Source organism: Ferroplasma sp. (assembly GCF_037442045.1).
Lineage (GTDB): Archaea > Thermoplasmatota > Thermoplasmata > Thermoplasmatales > Thermoplasmataceae > Ferroplasma.
On record NZ_JBBIRC010000003.1, the window covers coordinates 26,094 to 44,795 of the forward strand.

At 34.8% G+C, this 18,702-nt stretch carries 21 protein-coding genes; 10 read left to right on the plus strand and 11 right to left on the minus strand.

The genetic code is table 11. The features are described 5' to 3' along the window. Positions 1-132 precede the first annotated feature (132 nt). The 4 genes from cobA to WKI77_RS00805 are packed head-to-tail and all read left to right on the plus strand — an operon-like array spanning position 133 to position 4,006. The gene (cobA, locus tag WKI77_RS00790) at positions 133-1,422 is read left to right on the plus strand and encodes a uroporphyrinogen-III C-methyltransferase (protein ID WP_337859934.1); all 1,290 of its coding nucleotides are present in this window, start codon (positions 133-135) and stop codon (positions 1,420-1,422) included. Further along, positions 1,409-2,608, plus strand: coding sequence for a precorrin-6y C5,15-methyltransferase (decarboxylating) subunit CbiE (gene cbiE / locus WKI77_RS00795; protein WP_337859935.1), 1,200 nt, complete (start codon positions 1,409-1,411; stop codon positions 2,606-2,608). The genes cobA and cbiE overlap by 14 nt, the downstream gene beginning before the upstream one ends. Then, entirely contained in the window at positions 2,595-3,254 is a 660-nt protein-coding gene (locus tag WKI77_RS00800) for a precorrin-2 C(20)-methyltransferase (protein ID WP_337859936.1), read from the plus strand. The genes cbiE and WKI77_RS00800 overlap by 14 nt, the downstream gene beginning before the upstream one ends. A gap of 29 nt (positions 3,255-3,283) precedes the next feature. Next, positions 3,284-4,006 (plus strand): cobalt-precorrin-4/precorrin-4 C(11)-methyltransferase, encoded by a 723-nt coding sequence (locus WKI77_RS00805; RefSeq protein WP_337859937.1) that lies wholly within the window; start codon positions 3,284-3,286, stop codon positions 4,004-4,006. Here WKI77_RS00805 and WKI77_RS00810 read toward each other — a convergent pair. Continuing rightward, entirely contained in the window at positions 3,986-5,059 is a 1,074-nt protein-coding gene (locus tag WKI77_RS00810; RefSeq protein ID WP_337859938.1) for a hypothetical protein, read from the minus strand. The genes WKI77_RS00805 and WKI77_RS00810 overlap by 21 nt on opposite strands. A 110-nt stretch (positions 5,060-5,169) precedes the next feature. On the opposite strand from WKI77_RS00810, the gene WKI77_RS00815 reads away from it, so the two are divergent. The 4 genes from WKI77_RS00815 (at position 5,170) to purQ (ending at position 8,448) form a co-directional block, all read left to right on the plus strand. Beyond that, positions 5,170-6,159, plus strand: coding sequence for an FAD-dependent oxidoreductase (locus tag WKI77_RS00815; RefSeq protein ID WP_337859939.1), 990 nt, complete (start codon positions 5,170-5,172; stop codon positions 6,157-6,159). Between the two features lie 142 nt (positions 6,160-6,301). Next, entirely contained in the window at positions 6,302-7,447 is a 1,146-nt protein-coding gene (gene fbp / locus WKI77_RS00820) for a fructose-1,6-bisphosphate aldolase/phosphatase (RefSeq protein ID WP_337859940.1), read from the plus strand. 79 nt (positions 7,448-7,526) lie between these two features. Beyond that, on the plus strand, positions 7,527-7,676 hold the full coding sequence (locus tag WKI77_RS00825) for a 50S ribosomal protein L40e (RefSeq protein ID WP_337859941.1): 150 nt from the start codon (positions 7,527-7,529) through the stop codon (positions 7,674-7,676). Next, positions 7,666-8,448 carry a phosphoribosylformylglycinamidine synthase subunit PurQ gene (gene purQ / locus WKI77_RS00830; RefSeq protein ID WP_337859942.1) on the plus strand — a complete coding sequence of 261 codons (783 nt, stop codon included), beginning with the start codon at positions 7,666-7,668 and terminating at the stop codon, positions 8,446-8,448. The genes WKI77_RS00825 and purQ overlap by 11 nt, the downstream gene beginning before the upstream one ends. Here the strand turns inward: purQ and WKI77_RS00835 are convergent. The 9 genes from WKI77_RS00835 to WKI77_RS00875 form a co-directional block, all read right to left on the minus strand. Next, positions 8,437-9,000, minus strand: coding sequence for an AAA family ATPase (locus WKI77_RS00835; RefSeq protein ID WP_337859943.1), 564 nt, complete (start codon positions 8,998-9,000; stop codon positions 8,437-8,439). The two genes, purQ and WKI77_RS00835, sit on opposite strands and share 12 nt — an antisense overlap. 2 nt (positions 9,001-9,002) lie before the next feature. Next, positions 9,003-9,293: a hypothetical protein gene (locus tag WKI77_RS00840; RefSeq protein WP_337859944.1), complete on the minus strand. Its 291-nt coding sequence runs from the start codon at positions 9,291-9,293 to the stop codon at positions 9,003-9,005. Between the two features lie 42 nt (positions 9,294-9,335). Continuing rightward, complete coding sequence (locus WKI77_RS00845; protein ID WP_337859945.1) at positions 9,336-10,604, minus strand: ORC1-type DNA replication protein; 1,269 nt, start codon at positions 10,602-10,604, stop codon at positions 9,336-9,338. A gap of 83 nt (positions 10,605-10,687) precedes the next feature. Next, positions 10,688-11,971 (minus strand): folylpolyglutamate synthase/dihydrofolate synthase family protein, encoded by a 1,284-nt coding sequence (locus WKI77_RS00850; RefSeq protein ID WP_337859946.1) that lies wholly within the window; start codon positions 11,969-11,971, stop codon positions 10,688-10,690. A 24-nt stretch (positions 11,972-11,995) separates the two neighbouring features. Then, complete coding sequence (locus tag WKI77_RS00855; RefSeq protein ID WP_337859947.1) at positions 11,996-12,610, minus strand: TenA family protein; 615 nt, start codon at positions 12,608-12,610, stop codon at positions 11,996-11,998. Positions 12,611-12,730: 120 nt separating this feature from the next. Then, complete coding sequence (locus WKI77_RS00860) at positions 12,731-14,182, minus strand: family 1 glycosylhydrolase (protein WP_337859948.1); 1,452 nt, start codon at positions 14,180-14,182, stop codon at positions 12,731-12,733. A 9-nt stretch (positions 14,183-14,191) separates the two neighbouring features. Beyond that, positions 14,192-15,109 carry an ABC transporter ATP-binding protein gene (locus WKI77_RS00865; RefSeq protein ID WP_337859949.1) on the minus strand — a complete coding sequence of 306 codons (918 nt, stop codon included), beginning with the start codon at positions 15,107-15,109 and terminating at the stop codon, positions 14,192-14,194. 2 nt (positions 15,110-15,111) lie between these two features. Then, positions 15,112-15,945 carry an ABC transporter permease gene (locus WKI77_RS00870; RefSeq protein WP_337859950.1) on the minus strand — a complete coding sequence of 278 codons (834 nt, stop codon included), beginning with the start codon at positions 15,943-15,945 and terminating at the stop codon, positions 15,112-15,114. A 79-nt stretch (positions 15,946-16,024) separates the two neighbouring features. After that, positions 16,025-16,936, minus strand: a complete 912-nt coding sequence (locus WKI77_RS00875; protein WP_337859951.1) for a pirin family protein — start codon at positions 16,934-16,936, stop codon at positions 16,025-16,027. Between the two features lie 89 nt (positions 16,937-17,025). Here WKI77_RS00875 and lipB point away from each other — a divergent pair, with 89 nt between their 5' ends. Beyond that, positions 17,026-17,673: a lipoyl(octanoyl) transferase LipB gene (gene lipB, locus WKI77_RS00880; protein WP_337859952.1), complete on the plus strand. Its 648-nt coding sequence runs from the start codon at positions 17,026-17,028 to the stop codon at positions 17,671-17,673. 72 nt (positions 17,674-17,745) lie between these two features. Beyond that, positions 17,746-18,210, plus strand: a complete 465-nt coding sequence (locus WKI77_RS00885) for a hypothetical protein (RefSeq protein WP_337859953.1) — start codon at positions 17,746-17,748, stop codon at positions 18,208-18,210. Here the strand turns inward: WKI77_RS00885 and WKI77_RS00890 are convergent. After that, entirely contained in the window at positions 18,207-18,632 is a 426-nt protein-coding gene (locus WKI77_RS00890; protein ID WP_337859954.1) for a hypothetical protein, read from the minus strand. The genes WKI77_RS00885 and WKI77_RS00890 overlap by 4 nt on opposite strands. Positions 18,633-18,702: the final 70 nt, after the last annotated feature.

Here is an 18,702-nt window from a genome sequence, read left to right on the forward strand (position 1 = left end):
TGACTAAAAATAACCATACCGGTATTTTTAATTGTGTGATATTATAATTAACTCATAATTAATATTCCAGGTATTAGAAGCATTGTTGCAATGAATAATTAAAACAATATATGAGAATAAAATATCTCATGAATGGTAAAAGTGTTTATAGTGGGCTGTGGGCCAGGAAACATGGATTTTTTAACTGTTAAAGCAGTAAAAATAATAAAAGAGGCGGACAGCATTATTTATGATCATCTTATCAATCCTGAAATTCTGGATTATGCCAGGCCAGGATGCAGGAAAATCTATGTTGGAAAAAAGCCATATGCCAGAAGGATATCTCAGGAAGAAATTAACAAAATAATAGTTGAAGAAGCATTAAAAAATAATATTGTTGCAAGGCTTAAGGGCGGTGATCCTTTCCTTTTTGGCCGGGGGGGAGAAGAAGTAGAAGAATTAATTAATAATAATATTGAATATGAAGTTATTCCAGGTGTTTCATCCCTTATAGCCGTGCCAGAAGCCGCTGGCATTCCGGTAACCCATAGAAATGTAAACCATGGCATAATTGCAACAACCGGAAATAATGTGGAAAATATGAATATTCCGGAATGCAGGAATTTTAACTGCAGAATGTATACGCTGGTAATATTCATGGGGGCGCATAATCTTTATGCCATAAGAGAAAAACTCATATCGGCTGGATATGACCCGTTGCTCCCTGTAGCTATTATAGAAAATGGAACTTATAATCATCAAAAAACATTTACAGGCACTCTTGAAAGCATAAATTATGATTATGCAGGGTCTCCATCCCTCATAGTAATAGGAGATGTTGCAAAATACCACGAAATGTTCTGCAAATATGAAAATAAACCTTACAGTGGAAAAATTGTTACAGTTTTATATGACCTATATTTTCCAGACACAGCTCAACTGGAAAGCATGGGATTAACAGTATATAAAATCCGATCAGCGGAAGTATTCCCTGGAAATATTTCAACAGCAACACTCTACGGCAAAAATATTGCATTTGAAGGGCGTTTTGCAGGAATATTAATGGATATCTTCAGGTCCAGCGGTTTTGATTTAAGATGGCTTGGCAAAATTGCAACAGATAATACAGGGAGGCAATTGCTTCTAAATTATGGAATATTTGACCTTCTTGATATTTCAAGCATAGATGACAGTTATATCAGGATTGGGACAGGCAATGAAAAAGAACTTCAGGTGGCCAGGATGGTACCGATTAAAATAGGCAATTATATAAATGATTATATTGAAAAATCAGACCTTATAGTTATTGCCAGTATGAGTGGTTCTTTGCCTGATGGAATAAATATTCCGGAAAAAGCAGGAGTAATAAAAATTGAATATCCCTATAACGGATTTTATAATGAAATAAGGGATTATTTTGGTGATAGCCGTGAAAAAAATTAATATTGCAGGCATTTTCCCGGGAAGGCCAGTTAATCCTGAAGTTGAACAGTGCATTAAAGAAAGTCATGTGGTTTTCTGTGGCAGAAGAAATATGGAAATTCTTCCAAAAACAAATGCTAAAATTATCAATATAGGAAATATTATGGATTTTTCACAGGATCTAGAAAATGAATTTAAAGAAGGCAAAACAATAACGGTAATTGCATCAGGTGACCCTATCTTTTACGGCATTGGCAATTATATAAGCAAGAATTACAGTATTGGCGATATACATATTATCCCGGAAGTGGGTTCTCTTCAGGTAGCACTGTCCAGAATTGGAATGAATGAAAACAATATTTATACAGTAAGCTTGCATGGAAGAAGAATAAAGGGCCTTGCCCAGAAAATCAGGAACAGAGAAAAAATAGCTGTATTTACTGACTGCAATAACACACCGTCAAGCATAGCAAGATATATGCTGGATTTTAATTTAAATGATTATTCTATATATGTTTTTGAAAGGCTTGGCTATAAAGATGAGAAAATAAACAAATACGATCTGAAAGAAATAGTAGAAAAAGAGTTTGACCCGTTAAATATTATGGTTTTAATCAAAAACGGAAATAATACAGATACATTTCCAGATGATAATTTATTCTTAAGGAAAAATGATAATATAACTAAAAGAGAAATTAGGGACATTTCCATAATGGAGCTTGAATTGAATAATGGAGATACTTTATGGGATGTGGGTTCAGGGTCAGGTTCTGTTGCCGTTTATAGTTCTTTTTTCAATGCAGATGGAAAAATTTATGCAATAGAGAAAGATAAAATTCTCTGCGGCTATATTGAAGAAAACATGAAAAAATTTTCCACCGATATTAATATAATAAACGGTGAGGCCCCGGCAATTCTGTCTGAATTGCCATGCCCAGATGCAGTTTTCATTGGAGGATCTTCCGGAAAATTAAGGGAAATTCTTGATTATTCTTACAATAAAATGAAAAGCGGCGGCCGGCTTGTTGCAAATATAACCACTTTAGAAAATTTTAATCTGGCCATGGAATTCATAAAGGAGAATAAACTGCGAAGCCATGTTACCCAGGCAAATATTTCCAGGCTTTCTTCAGTATCCAGATACACAAGGTTTTCTCCGCTGGACCAGATTTATATTGTAAAGGTGATAAAGAATGGAAATGCTTAAAGTTGTTGGCCTTGGCCCTGGAGACCCTGAACTGCTGACTATAAAAGGTTACAATGCACTTTTAAATGCTGATATAATATTTTATCCAAAAACTTCATTGAACTCAGCAGAAAATATATTGAATTTATTGAAGATCGATAAAGAAAAAATAAAGGCCCTGGAATTCCCAATTGGAAGTGATAAGATACCTGAAATCTCTAAAAAATATGCTGAAATGATTATGGGCAGTTGCAGAAAGGGATTGAAAACAGCATATGCAGTTGAAGGGGAACCAATGCTTTACAGTACATTTCTGGATATTATGCCATATATTAATATGGAATTTACCATAATTCCAGGAATAAGCTCGATGAATGGAATTTCAGCAGCCATGAAAATAATGCTTGCCACAAAGGATCAGGATCTCCTGGTTTTGCCTGCCATAAACAATTATGAATATATGGAATCTAAAATTATGTCTTCACAAAATATTGTTATATTCAAAGCAATACGGGCAAAGAAAATAATAAAAGAAATTCTGGAAAAAAACAGTATAAATGATTTTTACATAATGAGCAATGTTTCAACTGAAAAGGAGAGAGCTTATAATAATATTAATGACATAAAGGATTACATGACAGTGGTGGTGATAAAACGATACATATAGTTGGTGCAGGCCCTGGTGACCCTGAACTATTGACAGTAAAGGCAAAAAGAATTATTGATTCAACCGATGTAATAATATATGCCGATTCCCTGGTAAGCCCTGAAACATTTAAAGACAGCATGGCCAAAAATATAATAAAAACATCCTCCTTAACTCTGGAAGAAATAAACAGCAATGTTAAAAAGTATTATAGCCAGGGATTTGACATAACCAGGCTTCACAGCGGAGACCCGGCAATTTATGGTGCAATTAACGATGAAATCCAGTTTTATGAAGACAGGGGAATGGAATATGAAATAATTCCAGGAATAAGTTCAGTATTTGCGGCTGCAGCGAGAATAGGCATGGAACTTACATCCCCTGGAACAACACAGTCGGTAATACTTACCAGAGTTCCAAGGAGGACAGAATATTTTGAAAAAGAAGACCTTGAAACGCTGGCATCACATAAAACAGCACTTGCAATATTTCTCAGTGCATCAAATGCAAAGATGGTTAGCAAGAAACTGATCAATGCCGGCTATACACCAGATGAAAAGGCCATAATTGCGTATAAAGTTTCATGGCCAGATGAGAAAATAATAGAAACAAAAATCGGAGACCTGGAACATGCAATGTTTGAAAACAAAATAAACAGGCAGGCACTGATAATGGTGGGTGGTAATATCTCTGGCAGTTCTGACAAAAAATCATATCTCTACAATGGAGAATTCACACATTTATTCAGAAAATCATCCAAAAAGGATAGATAATATATATTCTTCATCTTTTCCTATTGTGTGAATTCTGTGCCTTATAAAATCTTTTGAAATATTATCAGGATTTTCATCTGTTTCCGGCAATGATTTTATGAGTGATTTAATATAATTTGATTCTATTATTCTGTAAAATATTTTTCCAAATTCCATTGTGCTTAGAACTTCTTCATCATCAATTTTCAAAGATATAATTTCTTTGGATTTTTCTGTAAGTTCCCATATTTCTTTATTGAGCTTATCAAGAGAATCCATTAAAATATCATTGTCAAGATGTGCCTTTAAATCTGGCTCATCAACTATATTCAATGTATTGTTATTGATTGTATATGAAATGCCAATGGCAGACCTGTTAAGGTCATATGCAAATTCAAAGAAATTGCCAGAATTTTCTGTTTTAAAGGTACATTTCAAAGTTTGGCCTGTAATATAGGCACTTTCCAGTCTGTAGCTGCTCAGGCTTTCATAAGTAATATTTCCAGAGTTATCAATTCCAACAGGAATCTTAACGCCTGTATACAATGATGAAAAATATGGATTATTCATAAATTCGCTATCCTTTGTGTTAAGCAGAAATGTACATCTTATGCCGTAACTGAATTGAAGAAATTGTTTAATTTCTATTGCACCATTATTAACCAATAATTCTATATTTGAATTCAAGATTGTAAAAGGGTTTAATGAGAAGAATTTTCCTATGATTTCTTTTCCATTTTTAACATCCTTTTCTATTGCTGTATTCATTTCCGAAATACGGGAAAATATATCCTGTGAACTTTTTGTGAAAAATTGGCTGGTAACTGAAGAAACTGTTTCTATAATTTTTTCCTCATATGATTTAAAATCATTATGCGTGGACGCAAAGTTATCCATTATACTGCTCAATTCCTGTTTTATTGATTCTATAGAACTCTTATCTGATTCAAGGCATTTGGTTAATCTTTCAATTTCACTGGCTTTTTTATCCCTGTCTACTTCATATGAAAACGCATCAACCATATATGAAAAAATATATTTAAGTTCCTTCAAACCGTTTTCATCTACTTCCATTATATTTAATTATCTCATTATATTTAAAGCTCATGCATATATGTGGTATGTTCAGTAAATATTTAGTTCACACATAAAATTAATTAAACAACCAATAATAACCTGTTATCATGACAGGCAAAATTATTATTATTGGTGGTGGCATTGCAGGAATTTCGGCTAAGTTAAAAAATCGAGATGCTGCATTAATTGATGAGAATCCGTTTTTGACTATGGCGCCAAGAATAATGGATATAGTAAATGGAAAAAGTGCTGAATTCCCAAAAATTTTTAGAAATCTGGATTATCTTGGAAGCGTCAATAATATTGATTTCCAGGACATGACTGTAACTATGAATCTAAAGAAAATACAATATGAAAAATTAATAATTGCCACAGGATATTCACAAAAATATGATTTCATAAAAGGAAGCAAATATATACATGGATTTTCCGGCATTGAAGATGCTGTTGACCTGAGAAATAAATTAAAGGGTAAAAAGAAAGTGGTAATAATTGGAGGTGGTTATTTAGGCATAGAACTTGCAGGGCAAATAGAAAATGCGGAGGTAATTATACTGGAGGCTGGAAAAGATATTCTTTCAGGGCTTCCACGCAAATTTGCAAAATTAGCCAGTGAATTGCTTTCTAAAAAAGGTGTTAGAATAGAAGTTGAAAGCCCTGTAATAGAGGTAAAGAAAAATCAGGTAATAACAGAAGCAAAAGAATATGATTCTGATATTACAGTGTTTGCCGGAGGATTTACAGGCAGCCTTCCGCCAATGAACCATGAAATAACAACAAAAAACAATAAAATTGTTGTTAATTCATATTTGCAGTCTGTGGATTACCCTGATGTTTATGCTGCCGGCGATTCCATGTCTGTTCAGGATAAATTTTTCCCAATGTCTTCAATTATTGCAAGATCCTCTGGAATTACAGCCATGGAAAATGCTATGGGCAATAAAATCGTTTTTGAATCAAATAATTTTGCCAATATTATAAGAATAGGAAATAATTATTTTGGCACTGTTGGAAATATCTTTGTCCATGGCCCTCTGGCACATATTATCAAAGAGGCTGCAATAGCCCTTTCAATAAATCATGCTAAAGAAATATAATATTTAACTCTTTGCTTTATTTTGCGGTTATGCGCAGAAAATATTCAGGTAAAGTGATAAAAAATGCACAAAGATTGAATTTACATTAAATTAACCGCAATGATAACATAAAATTTAATAGCAATTATCGATATAGTTATTTATGAAAACAACAATTTCACATATTAAAGCAGATATAGGAAGTTTGCCGGGCCATACAGTTGTATATCAACCGGTTGTAGATGCAGTAGAAAACTACGTAAAAAATAATTCTGAAGGACTTGTTTCAGATTTTCACATATCACATATAGGTGATGATATACAGATAACAATGGTGCATACGAGAGGCACAGACAATCCAGAGATTCATGGATTGGCATGGAATGCATTCAAGGCAGGAACAGATGTTGCAAAAAAAGTAGGTTTGTACGGAGCCGGCCAGGATTTATTAAAGGATGCATTTTCCGGAAATATAAAGGGAATGGGGCCAGGTGTAGCCGAACTTGAAATAACACCAAGAAAATCAGAGCCTTTCATAATTTATATGATGGATAAAACTGAGCCGGGAGCTTTTAATTACCCAATGTATAAAATATTTGGAGATCCTTTCAACACTCCGGGACTTGTAATAGATCCAAATATGCACATGGGATTCAAATTTGAAGTATGGGATATATACAATGGAAAGAAAATTTATCTTTCTCTCCCTGAAGATACATATGATCTTCTTGCGCTTATAGGATCAAAGGGAAAATATGTAATTAAAAGGGTGTTTACAAAGGATATACATACAAAACTTCCGGATGAAAATGTTGCAGTAATTACCACAGACAAACTTTCATTCATAGCGGGAGAATATGTAGGCAAGGATGATCCAGCAGGAATAGTAAGAATACAGTCTGGATTGCCGGCTTCTGGAGAAGCTCTTGAGCCGTTTGCAAACTCATACCTGGTATCAGGCTGGATGAGAGGTTCATTCAATGGCCCAATGATGCCTGTTGGAATGGACAATGCGCAGATGACCAGATTTGATGGTCCGCCCAGAGTCATGGCTCTTGGATTTGTCATGAAGGACGGAAAGCTTGTAGGCCCCGTAGATATGTTTAGGGATGTGGCATTTGACTTTGCCAGGAACGAAGCACTGACTATGGCTAACTACATAAGAAGAATGGGCGTTTTTGAACCTCACAGGCTTCCAGATGAAGAAATGGAATACACTGCACTTCCAAAAATTCTTGAAAAGCTCGCACCAAAATTCCAGACCATAGAAGATAAGGGCGTAAAATCTGAAATGAAGGTATCAAGATAATATTTTTATTACTTTTTTAAAATTTTAAATTTTACAACAAAGTTAAAATATTCTGTATAGATAAGGATTAAGTGATTTTATGTCGTTCCCAGAAGCAATAGAAAGAAGATTAACACGCAAAATTTGTATGAGATGTTATGCTAGAAATTCAATTAACGCAACAAAATGCAGAAAATGTGGTTACACTGGCCTGAGAGTTAAATCAAAGGAGAGAAAGAGTGCAAAGTAATGATCTAAAAGCTGGAATTTTGAGAATGGAAGGCACAAATAATGAAGAAGAAGCTTTCCTTTCCTTAAAAAGATCCGGTTTTTCATCAGAATACATACACGTGTCTGAGATCGGTCAGAAGAAATTAGAGGATTATGATTTATTGTTTATTCCAGGTGGTTTTTCAGCAGGAGATTATGTAAGGGCAGGTGCAATATTTGCATCGCGCCTTACTCCGCACATTAAAAGCCTGAACAAATTTGTTGATTCCGGCAAATTATTAATCGGGGTCTGCAATGGATTTCAGGTTCTCAGCGAACTTGGAATGCTTCCAGATCTGGACAGAAAAAAAGACCGCACAATGGTGCTTGCAGTGAATACATCAAATAAGTTTGAGTGCAGGTATACTTATGTAAAATACATTTCCAAAAATATTATATTTAAAAAGTATTTTTCCGGCAAAATATTTCAAGTGCCGGTAGCACATATGGAAGGAAAAGTTTTATTTGATAGTGAAAAAACACTTGGCAATGTAATGGAAAACGACCAGATTTTATTCCAGTATACGGACCAGAAGGGAAATAAGGCATCGTATCCATGGAATCCCAATGGTTCAGTTATGGATATAGCAGCATTATCGAACAGGGATGGGAATGTAATAGGGCTTATGCCACATCCTGAAAGAGTTTACTATAACTTTCAGATGATGGACGATGGCAAAGAATATGAAAATGGAACGGGCAAAATATTCTTTGACGCACTTTATGAATATACCAAAAAATTAACAGCTTGATTTAAAATTTATTTCGGGATGCCTTGCAATTATATGATTTAACAAAATATTAACGTTTTTATGGTATTCTTCAAGTGTAGAATCGTTGACAATCATAAAATCGGCTAATGATATTACCTTTCCAATGCCCCATGAGAGTTCCCTGTTATCGCGCTGGTGCATTCCAGAATAATCATGTGAATCATCTTCCCTGTCTCTCGTGATTATTCTCCCAAGCCGGTCTGTTTCATTTGCAAACACTGCAATAACAACAACATTCTGAAAATTATTTTTGAAATAGTCTAATTCCTCTTCATTACGGAGGCCATCAACTATTGTAATATCAGGATTTGATATTGATTCTGCTGTTCTTTTTGCCCAGATATCCATGCCATATTTCTTTCTTTCTTCAGTTGCATATAAGCCAATATTTTTATCATCCATGGAAATATTATGCTTTAATGCATTTTTCTTTACTTCGTTTCCCATGTGTGCATCTATAAAACCCATGGCTTTTGCAACCTGAACAAATTCGTCCTTTCCAGATCCCGGCATGCCTGTAATAATTAACATGTTCATCCGAAAATAAAGCCCATGCCATCCTGTGAACTGTTTTCTTCATCCTTTATTTTATTATAAATTTCATCCTGCTTTCCCTTGCTTAAAGGTTCCAGTGTTCCTTCTCCGATTGCTTCAACATTTTTGAATATATCCTCTGACCCTTCGATCAAAACTATGTAAAATGAATTATAGCCATAATTGGCACCATCCTTATATGTAATTGTTTGCCTGCCCACAACATCGTCGGCAAGGAGTTTGTCAATTGTTCCCCTATTTTCCTTTGCCAGTTTATATAACTTTAACATAATAATCAGTATTGCAAAAGCCTTATTAAATATTTTTAATGCTTATTTGTTGTCGAAATCCCCGTTTTTGTATGTCTTAACATAGGCATCAAAGTTTGTCCTTAATTTTGACTGGCGCACTATTTTTGAACCATGGAAATTGGAAAAGGATGAGTCTTCAAGGATATATCCCTTTATGCTCTGTATTGAACCCATAACTCTTATAAATTTCATTCTCCCATATCTGCCCAGTGACCTGGTATTTGTAGTCAACAAACCGGTATCCTCCAGGTCTGAAAGCAGATCTGATATTCTTCTCATTGTAAGTGCCTGAAATCCCAGTTCGATGCAGATATTCCTGTAATTTTCGTATATTTCACCTGTGACCGATAAATCTTCATCGGTTTCCTGTGTCAGGCATGCGCTTAAAAGAACCATTTTTGAATGTATTGGCAATGTCTTTATGGATTCCTTTAAAACATTCATTTCGAACCGGTCACGTGCCATATACACATCATCTATTGACACATATGTTTTTCCATCTTTAAGTGCGGAATCTATTGCAATTCGCAAAAGGTCTATTGATTTCCTTGCATCGCCGTGCTCCTGTGCACCAAGTGCAGCGCATAAATTTATGGCCGCTTCGTTTATGAATCCTTCCTCTATAACTCCTGAAACCCTGAAATTGAGAATATCTCTGAGTTCCATGGCATTGTATGGGGGAAATATTATGCTTTCCTGGTTCAACCTGCTCTGTACTCTTGTGTCAAGTCCGGTTACAAATGATGCATCGTTTGTAATTCCTATCATTGATGCACTGCTTTCGGTCAAAATTTTTAAAATAACGTAGAGAGCGTCGCTGCCATTTTTCTGGATTAATTTATCAATTTCATCTAATATTATAACTGTATACCTGTTTGACCCGTTGAGCCTTTTAACAAGTTCGAAATATATTTTATCCTGAGGAAGCCCAAGAATCGGCACAGGCGGGTCATCAGACTTTATGGCATTGGCCAGGTATACCAGAATAGAGTACTGTGAATCATAAATTTCACAGTTTATATAAATAGTATTAATATTTCCGTTGAGCGTTTCCCTCAGCATATTTGTAACATACAGTACAGATGAAGTTTTTCCGGAACCGGATTTGCCATAAAGCAGGAGATTTGATGATATTCCACCGGTAACAATAGAACTCATAACTCTTGCAATTCCATCTATTTGCTTTTCCCTGTGTGGAAAGTTGTCCGGTATGTATGAACTGCTGAGTTTTTTGAGATCGCCCGTCACGTAATTGTTTATTTTGTTGTATTTGATAAAAGGATTTTCCATAGATACCAGTAATTACAACATATATATTCTATATACAAATAGGTTTTTTAACTGAGTTTGTTACCGGGTATTTTACCAATAGTTTAATTAATATTAAACGGTCGGACAGACGAATTAAGATACTTTTTTAACATGCCAACAAGATACATCGAACCGGTTACCAGGACACACTTATTATTCTCAATTGCATAATTATATGCCTGCACAGGGTCCTTAATTATCTTTATGTTTGGAAACATATTGCCCATGCCTTTAGCAAGTGCTTCAGGATCAAGTGAACGTTCCGGATCATCAGGTGTAGTTAATATAACAGTATCTGAGAGTTTCCTCATTATCGACATATATGAAAAATAATCCTTATCATTAAGCATGCCGATAAGAAGAACTGGCTTCTGGCTCACAAAGGTTTTGAAGGTTTCAACAAGTGCACTTGCTGCAGGAGGATTATGCGATGAATCCATTATAATTAATGGATCTTTGCTTATTATCTCAAACCTTGATGGCCACCTTGCTTTTGCTATGCCAGCTTCTATGGCTAATTTTCCAGGGTTATCTGGAATGGATTCTATAGCTGTTACTGCAGCACTTATATTTTTAATCTGGAACAAACCAAGATTTGTTGTTTTGATCTTATATTCTTCCAGCGGTGTCTTAAGAGTAAAGAACATGCCGTCCAGGCTGTATTTTAAATCACTTACATTGCAGTAATTTGAAACCATCTTAAGTTCCGAATTCCTGATTTCCGCAAGTTTTTTGATTTCTGAAACCACTTCTGGCTTTTCATCAAGCAAAACAACGGGTTTTCCCTCTTTAATTATTCCTCCTTTTTCATATGCTATGGATGTGAGGGAACAGCCAAGCCTCTGGTAATGCTCATATCCGATCTGCGCAATGATGCTGATTTCCGGCATTACTATATTTGTGGAATCCAGGCGGCCTCCTAGCCCTACTTCTACTGCTGCAAAATCAGCATTCATATCTGCAAAATATTTGAATGCCATTACAGTTGTTGTTTCAAAAAATGTGGGATTTCTATATTTAACTGCAAGGTTTTCTATATAACTGCGGTTTTTTTCCATAAAATCAATAATATAAGTATCAGGAATCTGCTGCTGATCAACTATTATTCTTTCATTAAAATCAATTAAATGAGGTGATGTATACATCCCTGTTTTATATTTCTGCCCAAGTATATTGTAAATATATGATGCTATGGATCCTTTCCCGTTTGTACCTGCAATATGTATTGTTTTGAATTTGTTCTGTGGGTTGCCAAGGTGTTCAGCCAGAGCTCTTGTGGCATTGAGATCCATTTTGATTCCTTCGCGTGTCAGGCTATAAAGATAATTTAATGTATCATCTATCATGGTATGGAAATTGCAAGCCACTATTTATTTTATATTGATATAACATTCATTCCAGTAATTAAGTTCATAAAGAAGGCCAAATCTTATAATTTCTTCCTGATTTTTATTTAAATCAATGTTTCCAAGTATTTCAATATATTTATCGGTAATATTCCTGTAATTTGCTGACCTGTAAAAATCAAACCAGAACTTGAATTTTTCAGCAGGAGCCGGTGTTGCCTCTGCAATATAGCCATATGACCACTGGCAGGAAAACATAGAAAGCATCCCATTTATCGATGAATCATTTGACCAGCGTATTAAATGATTTATATATGAATATGTTGTATAATTTGCATCGCAGTCACATATGCTTTCTGGAGTTACTCCAAACTGCTTTAACATTTGGGTATGGAATTCAGGCTCTTCACCGCCAATTAGCTCATACAATTCCCTGATTTTCATATCTGCAGCCCTCTTGCCGATAACAGTTCCCGCATCCTTGTAATATTTTAGATATATATGATCCTGTGTTAGATAGTATCTGAATCTACTATCTTCTAATGTCCCATTTTTCATGGCCTCCACAAAATCTGAATGGATTATTTTGTTTATTAATTCCATTGCTTCCTGTGAATTCAGATAGCTTCTTAAATACATAAAATAGTATTATGTTTTGTTATTTATTTTTAACTATGTTTATTCTAAATTTATAAAAATATATCGGAATAAAGACTTTTTGCTGGATCACTGGTTTTATTTTGCAAAGTTTATTCAATATTAATAATCCCTGTAATCTTTATCTTCCACACCGTTATTATGGCAAACAGTGCTGTAAAATTCTGATGCCTCAGTTTTTTCAAATTTTTCATCCTTAAGAGTGTAAAGCCCGAATTTATCTTTATAACCTCTGGCCCACTCATAGTTATCCATTAATGACCAGTGGAAGTAACCTTTAACCGGAATATGCCCATCTTTAATTGTTCTGTGAAGCTCAATAAGATGCTTTTCAATAAAATCTTTTCTAAGTATTCCCTTTGAATCAGCAATGCCGTTTTCAAGTATAATAAGGGGCTTTCTGTATTGATTGAATATTTCAGTAGAAACAAATCTTATCCCCTCCGGATATATGTCCCAGTAATTGTCTGAACACTTCTTGCATGGCAAAAATGCAAATCTGTACCTGATATCAATATTGTCATTGTTGATATACCTCACGGTTATTCTGCTGTAATAATCTATGCCTATAAAATCTGTGCCTGCAAATTCTTCTGGCCTGGATTCATTAAATATTCCTGATAAAGAATTGTCAAAATTGCCGTAAAGTGATGAATTAAGCTGGAGGCCATAAAATATATATTTGACATAATTCACAATAAAATTGTTTTCCTCTGTATCCAGTTCCGGCTCAAAATACGGCATTGCCATGCTGATCCCAACATATGCGTGCTTATCATTCCTTTTAATAATTTTATATGCTATGTTATGTGCATACGCCAGGTTTCTCATGACTTCAACTGTTAATTGATAATCTGAGAGCCCTGGTGGGAACCCTTCAAGATTTCCATAAAGATATCCGTTTATGGCAATTATGTTTGGTTCATTAATTGTATGCCAGACGTCAACATAATTATTGAATTTATACCATATATAATAGATATATTTGCCGAATTCTCCAACTGTTGATCTATCGACCCAGCCTTTTTTATTGCATTTTGAAATATCTTCATTGCATTTTACTGCATCGTGTAGCCACAATGGAAGTGGCCAGTGATAAGCGGTAAGCACGATTTTTAATTTCTTTAATTTGATATATTCCATTATTTTTTTATAATGCTCAACGGCACCTAAATCGGCAATTGAATCCATTTGGGCAATAAAATTTTCTGAAAAATCCATCTGATAAATATCTCCATTTTCATTTTTCTTAATAATGGCATTTACTTTTTCCGTAGATTTTTTGAATATTCTTGCCCAGTCAATGCCAATCCTTATTGAATTATTACCCATTTCAATGCAATACTCTATAAATTCCCTGTAATTATTCCAGAAATCAGGGCCATTGTCGGGAAAATCACCGCTTACGTAGGTCTTCTTTATTATATCATCGTTATGCGACCACTGATACCAGTCGCTTTCAGGAGAAATAGAATCCCTGGATTTTCCCATTTCTACCTGGAATGGACTTGTTGCAGTTCCAAACATAAAATCTTCAGGAAATTTTCTCAGCATGATATCACCCTATTTTGTTTTCTCCCCAAGTATGGATAAGTATGCAGATTCCAGATCTGAACCATATGAGGTGTATGAGATAACTGGAGCCAATTTAATAGCATTTTCCAGTATTTTAGCACGGTCTTCTTCTTTTCCAGAGAATTTTAATACCACATTTTTCCCTTCGGCTTTTAAAATGCCAGTTCCTGTAGATTCGAGGTTTTTTACGATTGTGTCATTAACTGGCTTCAAAAATTCTATTGACACTGCATTTGTATTGAACTCCTGGGATATTTCATTCATCTTTCCCTGCTTTAGTATTTTCCCATGATTTATGAAAACAACATCGTCACATGTTTCCTGAACCTCAGAAAGTATATGTGATGAGAAGAATACAAGCTTTGTTTTCTTCAATTCAAGTATGAAATCTCTGAATATTTTCCTTTCAAATGGATCAAGCCCGCTTGTTGGTTCGTCAAGTATAACTATATCTGGATCAGATATCAGGACCGATGCAAATACTGCTCTCTGCCTCTGCCCTTTTGAAAGTTGCCCCATTCTGGAATCCAGTGGAGGCAATTTAAGTGCATCATAGAATTCGTCTATTTTTGAATTTATTGTTTTATTGTCTATTCCCCTTAATTCACCTACAAATTGCATTGATTCTTTAACAGTAAGATATGGATATGGTGTAGGGGTTTCTATCATTGACCCTACATTTTGCATTGCCTTTTTAGGGTAACGGTTAACGTTTATGCCATTCAATTCTGCAGTTCCGTTGGAAGGTCGCAATAAATTTGTCATAACTTTTAATGTGGTAGTTTTTCCTGCTCCATTGGGCCCAAGATATCCTATGGCTCCGTGACCGCTGTAATTGAATGACACATCGTCCAGAGCCATAAATTTACTGTATTTTTTTGTAACTTTGCTGAATTTTATTTCCATGTTTATCCCTCTATTTGCCTCCTGGAATAAAGTATTATTGCAATCAATCCGCAGATTACCAGATAAGCTATAAGAACACCAAGTCCCTGCATTACAGTTGGGCTGAATGTATAGAAAGAACCGGCTCCTCTGGCAAATCCTGATGGCGATACAACTTTTGCTGCTGGATATGGATTATCAAATATTAAATACATTATTTCTCCTGCAAAATCAAGTGAAAATAATGGGTCAATTCCACCAATTGTTCCAACAAATGTATCAATTATTGGGAATCCAATGAATAGCAGCAGCACTGATACTATAATGCCACTGGACTGCCCCTTGAATATTCCAGAGAATAAAGCAGCAAATGAAATTGCAGCTGCAAGGAATAAAACAAGTATTCCAAGCCCTTCAAATATTACTGGCGTAACCTTTCCATAAAGATAAAATGAACTTCCCATTCCCACAACAAAATATACTAAAACTATTATGAATGATAATATGAGTGCGGCTGTGTATCTGCCAAGGAATAATACTGACCTTCTGACAGGCTGCACAAGTGAATAATATGCAGCATTAGTTCCGGTGTCAGTGGAAATAATGTCTCCGCCGAAGAATGCACCTATTATCACTACCAGGTCAGCTGAGAAACCGGATAAATAATTATAAAAATAGAAAAGAGGAGTACCTGCCTTCAGCATACTGTATTCATCGTGGAGTATTAATGCCGTAATTCCAATTGATATTATTATTGTAAAGATGAGTAATCCGATAAATCTTCTTGTACGAATATATGATTTGAGCTGATATTTTAATGCAACCATATATTGATTTACGTCACTGTCATTTTCCATGCCATCTAATGACAATTGCATATTTAATTGTTATCTAAAAAAGAAATAGATAGAAAAATAGATATTTTTAGATTTAATTTTATTTAATTAATGGCACCTTTTCCCGAACGAAATTATTGCTGTTCAGATCTTTTATGGCTTCCCTGATCTGTTCATCAGTATTCATTACTATTGGACCAAACCATTTAACAGGTTCGTTTAAAGGCTTTCCTGATAAAAGTATAAAACGGTATTTTGTTTTTCCAGTATTGATTTTAATGTAACTATTATCTCTGGACATTATTGCTGCTGTGTCTGGTTCAAGAGATTGGTTTCCAGCCATGCCTTCACCAGTTATCGAAAATATTATTGATGTATAACCATTTTTAATTTTATAAGCAAACTCTGATTCTTCATCCATTAAAATATCTAGATATAAAGGGTCTATTCCGTATTCTGAATTATAAATTCCTTCAACTTTATTGTATTCCCCCGCTATAATTTTTACAGTAGCCCCATCAATTGAGATTTTTGGAACTTTATTACCCTTTATGCTTCTGTATGCCGGTGTTGTCATTTTGTATTTTGCTGGCAGGTTAAGCCACAGCTGGAAGCCAGAAACCAGTGTTGGCATACCGTATGCTTTCATCAGTTCTTCAGGATTTTTCTCATCCAGAGGCTCTGGCATTTCCTGGTGAAATATACCGCTTCCGGCTGTCATCCACTGCAACTCGTCAGGATAAATTGTCCCCTTATGGCCAGTGCTGTCGCTGTGGACTACCTTCCCGGAAAGCAGGTATGTCACTGTTTCTATTCCACGATGCGGATGCCAGGGGAAACCTGCAATATAATCTTCTATTTTGTCAGATCCGAAATGGTCAAGCAGCAGAAATGGATCTGTTATATTTACAGTGTTGGGGCCACCAAAAATGCGTTTTAGTTTTACGCCTGCTCCGTCCCTTGTTTCAACACCCTTTACCATATAATCTATTTTTTTTAAATTATGTCCCATTTATTTCACTGGTTAATCAATACACTCTAATTTAAATCTTTTAGCTATATTTTTATATATGCCAAATCATTACAATATGCGAACAAAAAATGATGCACGAAAACTTTTACAGGGCAACAATTTACGATGCTGGAACTGTAGAATATATGAAGGCTCTGGCCTTCCAGAAGAAAATGCATGATCTTGTTAATGAAGGCTTAAAAGATGATACATTTATTTTTCTTCAGCATCCTGATGTTTATACTGCAGGCGCACACTATAAAGGTGATCTCGCAAATGCAGTGAAGATAAACCGTGGTGGATACATGACATATCACGGGCCAGGCCAGCTTGTTGCATATTATATAATAAATATGAAAAGAAGGGAAATGAATGCCCTTGACCTCATCAAAATGATTCAGAATTCTGTAATAGAGCTGCTGGCCAACTATGGAATAAGCAGTGCGCCAATGCTGGATGAAAAAACAGGCGTATGGGCAGGCAATAAAAAAATCTGCTCAATAGGGATTGGAATAGATCATTTTACAACCATGCATGGAATGGGATTAAATATTTCAACAGACCTTAAAAAGTTCAACTTAATTAATCCCTGCAATTTTTCTCCGGAAATAATGACTTCCATGGAACAGGTTTGTAACAGGCACTATGATTTCAATGAAGTAAAAGAAAAATTTATTTCCATAACAGTGAAGAATTTTGGCATTGTTAATTATGACAGATACGATTCAATTGCTTAAATTCAAAAACTTTTAGCATTTATATCTAATTGTTTTGCATAAATTATTTATGAAATGTAAGTATGATAAAATATGGTAGAATTTCCTAAATTTCATTGCTGCGTAAATCAAAACGATGAGGAATATGACTCTGAAATCCAGATGTATTTTGTAAAGGAATACGATCTGGCAGAACTTCTGGCACGGCTTGCTGATCTTGATAAAGTCCATGCAGGTGAGTATAAAAAGATGGTTAATTATATACAGTCACTTGAAAACTATATAATAACAGGAGAAAAACCCGAAGATTTTCATTTTCTTGAGGATATGGAAGGAGAGAAGGGCTGGGCAAACGACTATAAAATTATACTGTCAGATAGCAGGGCCGCACATGTTGCCTTCAGGGGATGCAAAAAGGTAATAGAAGTTTTGTATTATTACAGGCTTGTGTCCAGAAAATCAGGTTTTACAGAACGTTTCACTTCAGAAAATTTCAGGTCTTTCCTTCTCATGAGGGATATACTTTATAAGAGGGCATCTGAATTAATGAAAAATTAATTTGCAGTTAATTTTATTGCATAAAGATAGTAAAATTCAGACATTATTATTATAATAAATGAAACTGCCATTATAATAGAATATATATTTAATTCATTAAAAAGGAATAAAAATCCTGAAATTCCAGCCATTATAACGAATGCAAAAGATGTAACACTGGATAAAACCAGTTTAGTATTTCTTATTTTAACGCTGAGAAGAAGCATTATAAAAGACACTATAAGTATAAGAAAACCAAGCATCATGTGGAACATCACAGCAATATAGCTGGATGGAAAATGGTTTGCAGCATTATTTGTTACGCTGTTCAATGGCGGAAAAGAAACATAGAGGTTTACATACATTCCCAGAATGAACTGTATTAATAATAAAATCATGATTGCAGCTATTCCAAGCCTAGCATAACTGTATTTTTGATCCATTATTCAGTATACTCTCAAATTATTTAAAATATCTAATGCTGAAAAAATTTATTAAATGTAAGCATATAAA

Bases quoted from the DNA above. Each gene is read 5' to 3' on its own strand.
- cobA (WP_337859934.1), top strand. From the start codon at position 133: ATGGTAAAAGTGTTTATAGTGGGCTGTGGGCCAGGAAACATGGATTTT.
- WKI77_RS00800 (WP_337859936.1), top strand. From the start codon at position 2,595: ATGGAAATGCTTAAAGTTGTTGGCCTTGGCCCTGGAGACCCTGAACTG.
- WKI77_RS00810 (WP_337859938.1), bottom strand. From the start codon at position 5,059: ATGGAAGTAGATGAAAACGGTTTGAAGGAACTTAAATATATTTTTTCA.
- WKI77_RS00815 (WP_337859939.1), top strand. From the start codon at position 5,170: ATGACAGGCAAAATTATTATTATTGGTGGTGGCATTGCAGGAATTTCG.
- fbp (WP_337859940.1), top strand. From the start codon at position 6,302: ATGAAAACAACAATTTCACATATTAAAGCAGATATAGGAAGTTTGCCG.
- WKI77_RS00825 (WP_337859941.1), top strand. From the start codon at position 7,527: ATGTCGTTCCCAGAAGCAATAGAAAGAAGATTAACACGCAAAATTTGT.
- WKI77_RS00835 (WP_337859943.1), bottom strand. From the start codon at position 9,000: ATGTTAATTATTACAGGCATGCCGGGATCTGGAAAGGACGAATTTGTT.
- WKI77_RS00840 (WP_337859944.1), bottom strand. From the start codon at position 9,293: ATGTTAAAGTTATATAAACTGGCAAAGGAAAATAGGGGAACAATTGAC.
- WKI77_RS00845 (WP_337859945.1), bottom strand. From the start codon at position 10,604: ATGGAAAATCCTTTTATCAAATACAACAAAATAAACAATTACGTGACG.
- WKI77_RS00850 (WP_337859946.1), bottom strand. From the start codon at position 11,971: ATGATAGATGATACATTAAATTATCTTTATAGCCTGACACGCGAAGGA.
- WKI77_RS00855 (WP_337859947.1), bottom strand. From the start codon at position 12,610: ATGTATTTAAGAAGCTATCTGAATTCACAGGAAGCAATGGAATTAATA.
- WKI77_RS00860 (WP_337859948.1), bottom strand. From the start codon at position 14,182: ATGCTGAGAAAATTTCCTGAAGATTTTATGTTTGGAACTGCAACAAGT.
- WKI77_RS00865 (WP_337859949.1), bottom strand. From the start codon at position 15,109: ATGGAAATAAAATTCAGCAAAGTTACAAAAAAATACAGTAAATTTATG.
- WKI77_RS00870 (WP_337859950.1), bottom strand. From the start codon at position 15,945: ATGGAAAATGACAGTGACGTAAATCAATATATGGTTGCATTAAAATAT.
- WKI77_RS00875 (WP_337859951.1), bottom strand. From the start codon at position 16,936: ATGGGACATAATTTAAAAAAAATAGATTATATGGTAAAGGGTGTTGAA.
- lipB (WP_337859952.1), top strand. From the start codon at position 17,026: ATGATGCACGAAAACTTTTACAGGGCAACAATTTACGATGCTGGAACT.
- WKI77_RS00885 (WP_337859953.1), top strand. From the start codon at position 17,746: ATGGTAGAATTTCCTAAATTTCATTGCTGCGTAAATCAAAACGATGAG.
- WKI77_RS00890 (WP_337859954.1), bottom strand. From the start codon at position 18,632: ATGGATCAAAAATACAGTTATGCTAGGCTTGGAATAGCTGCAATCATG.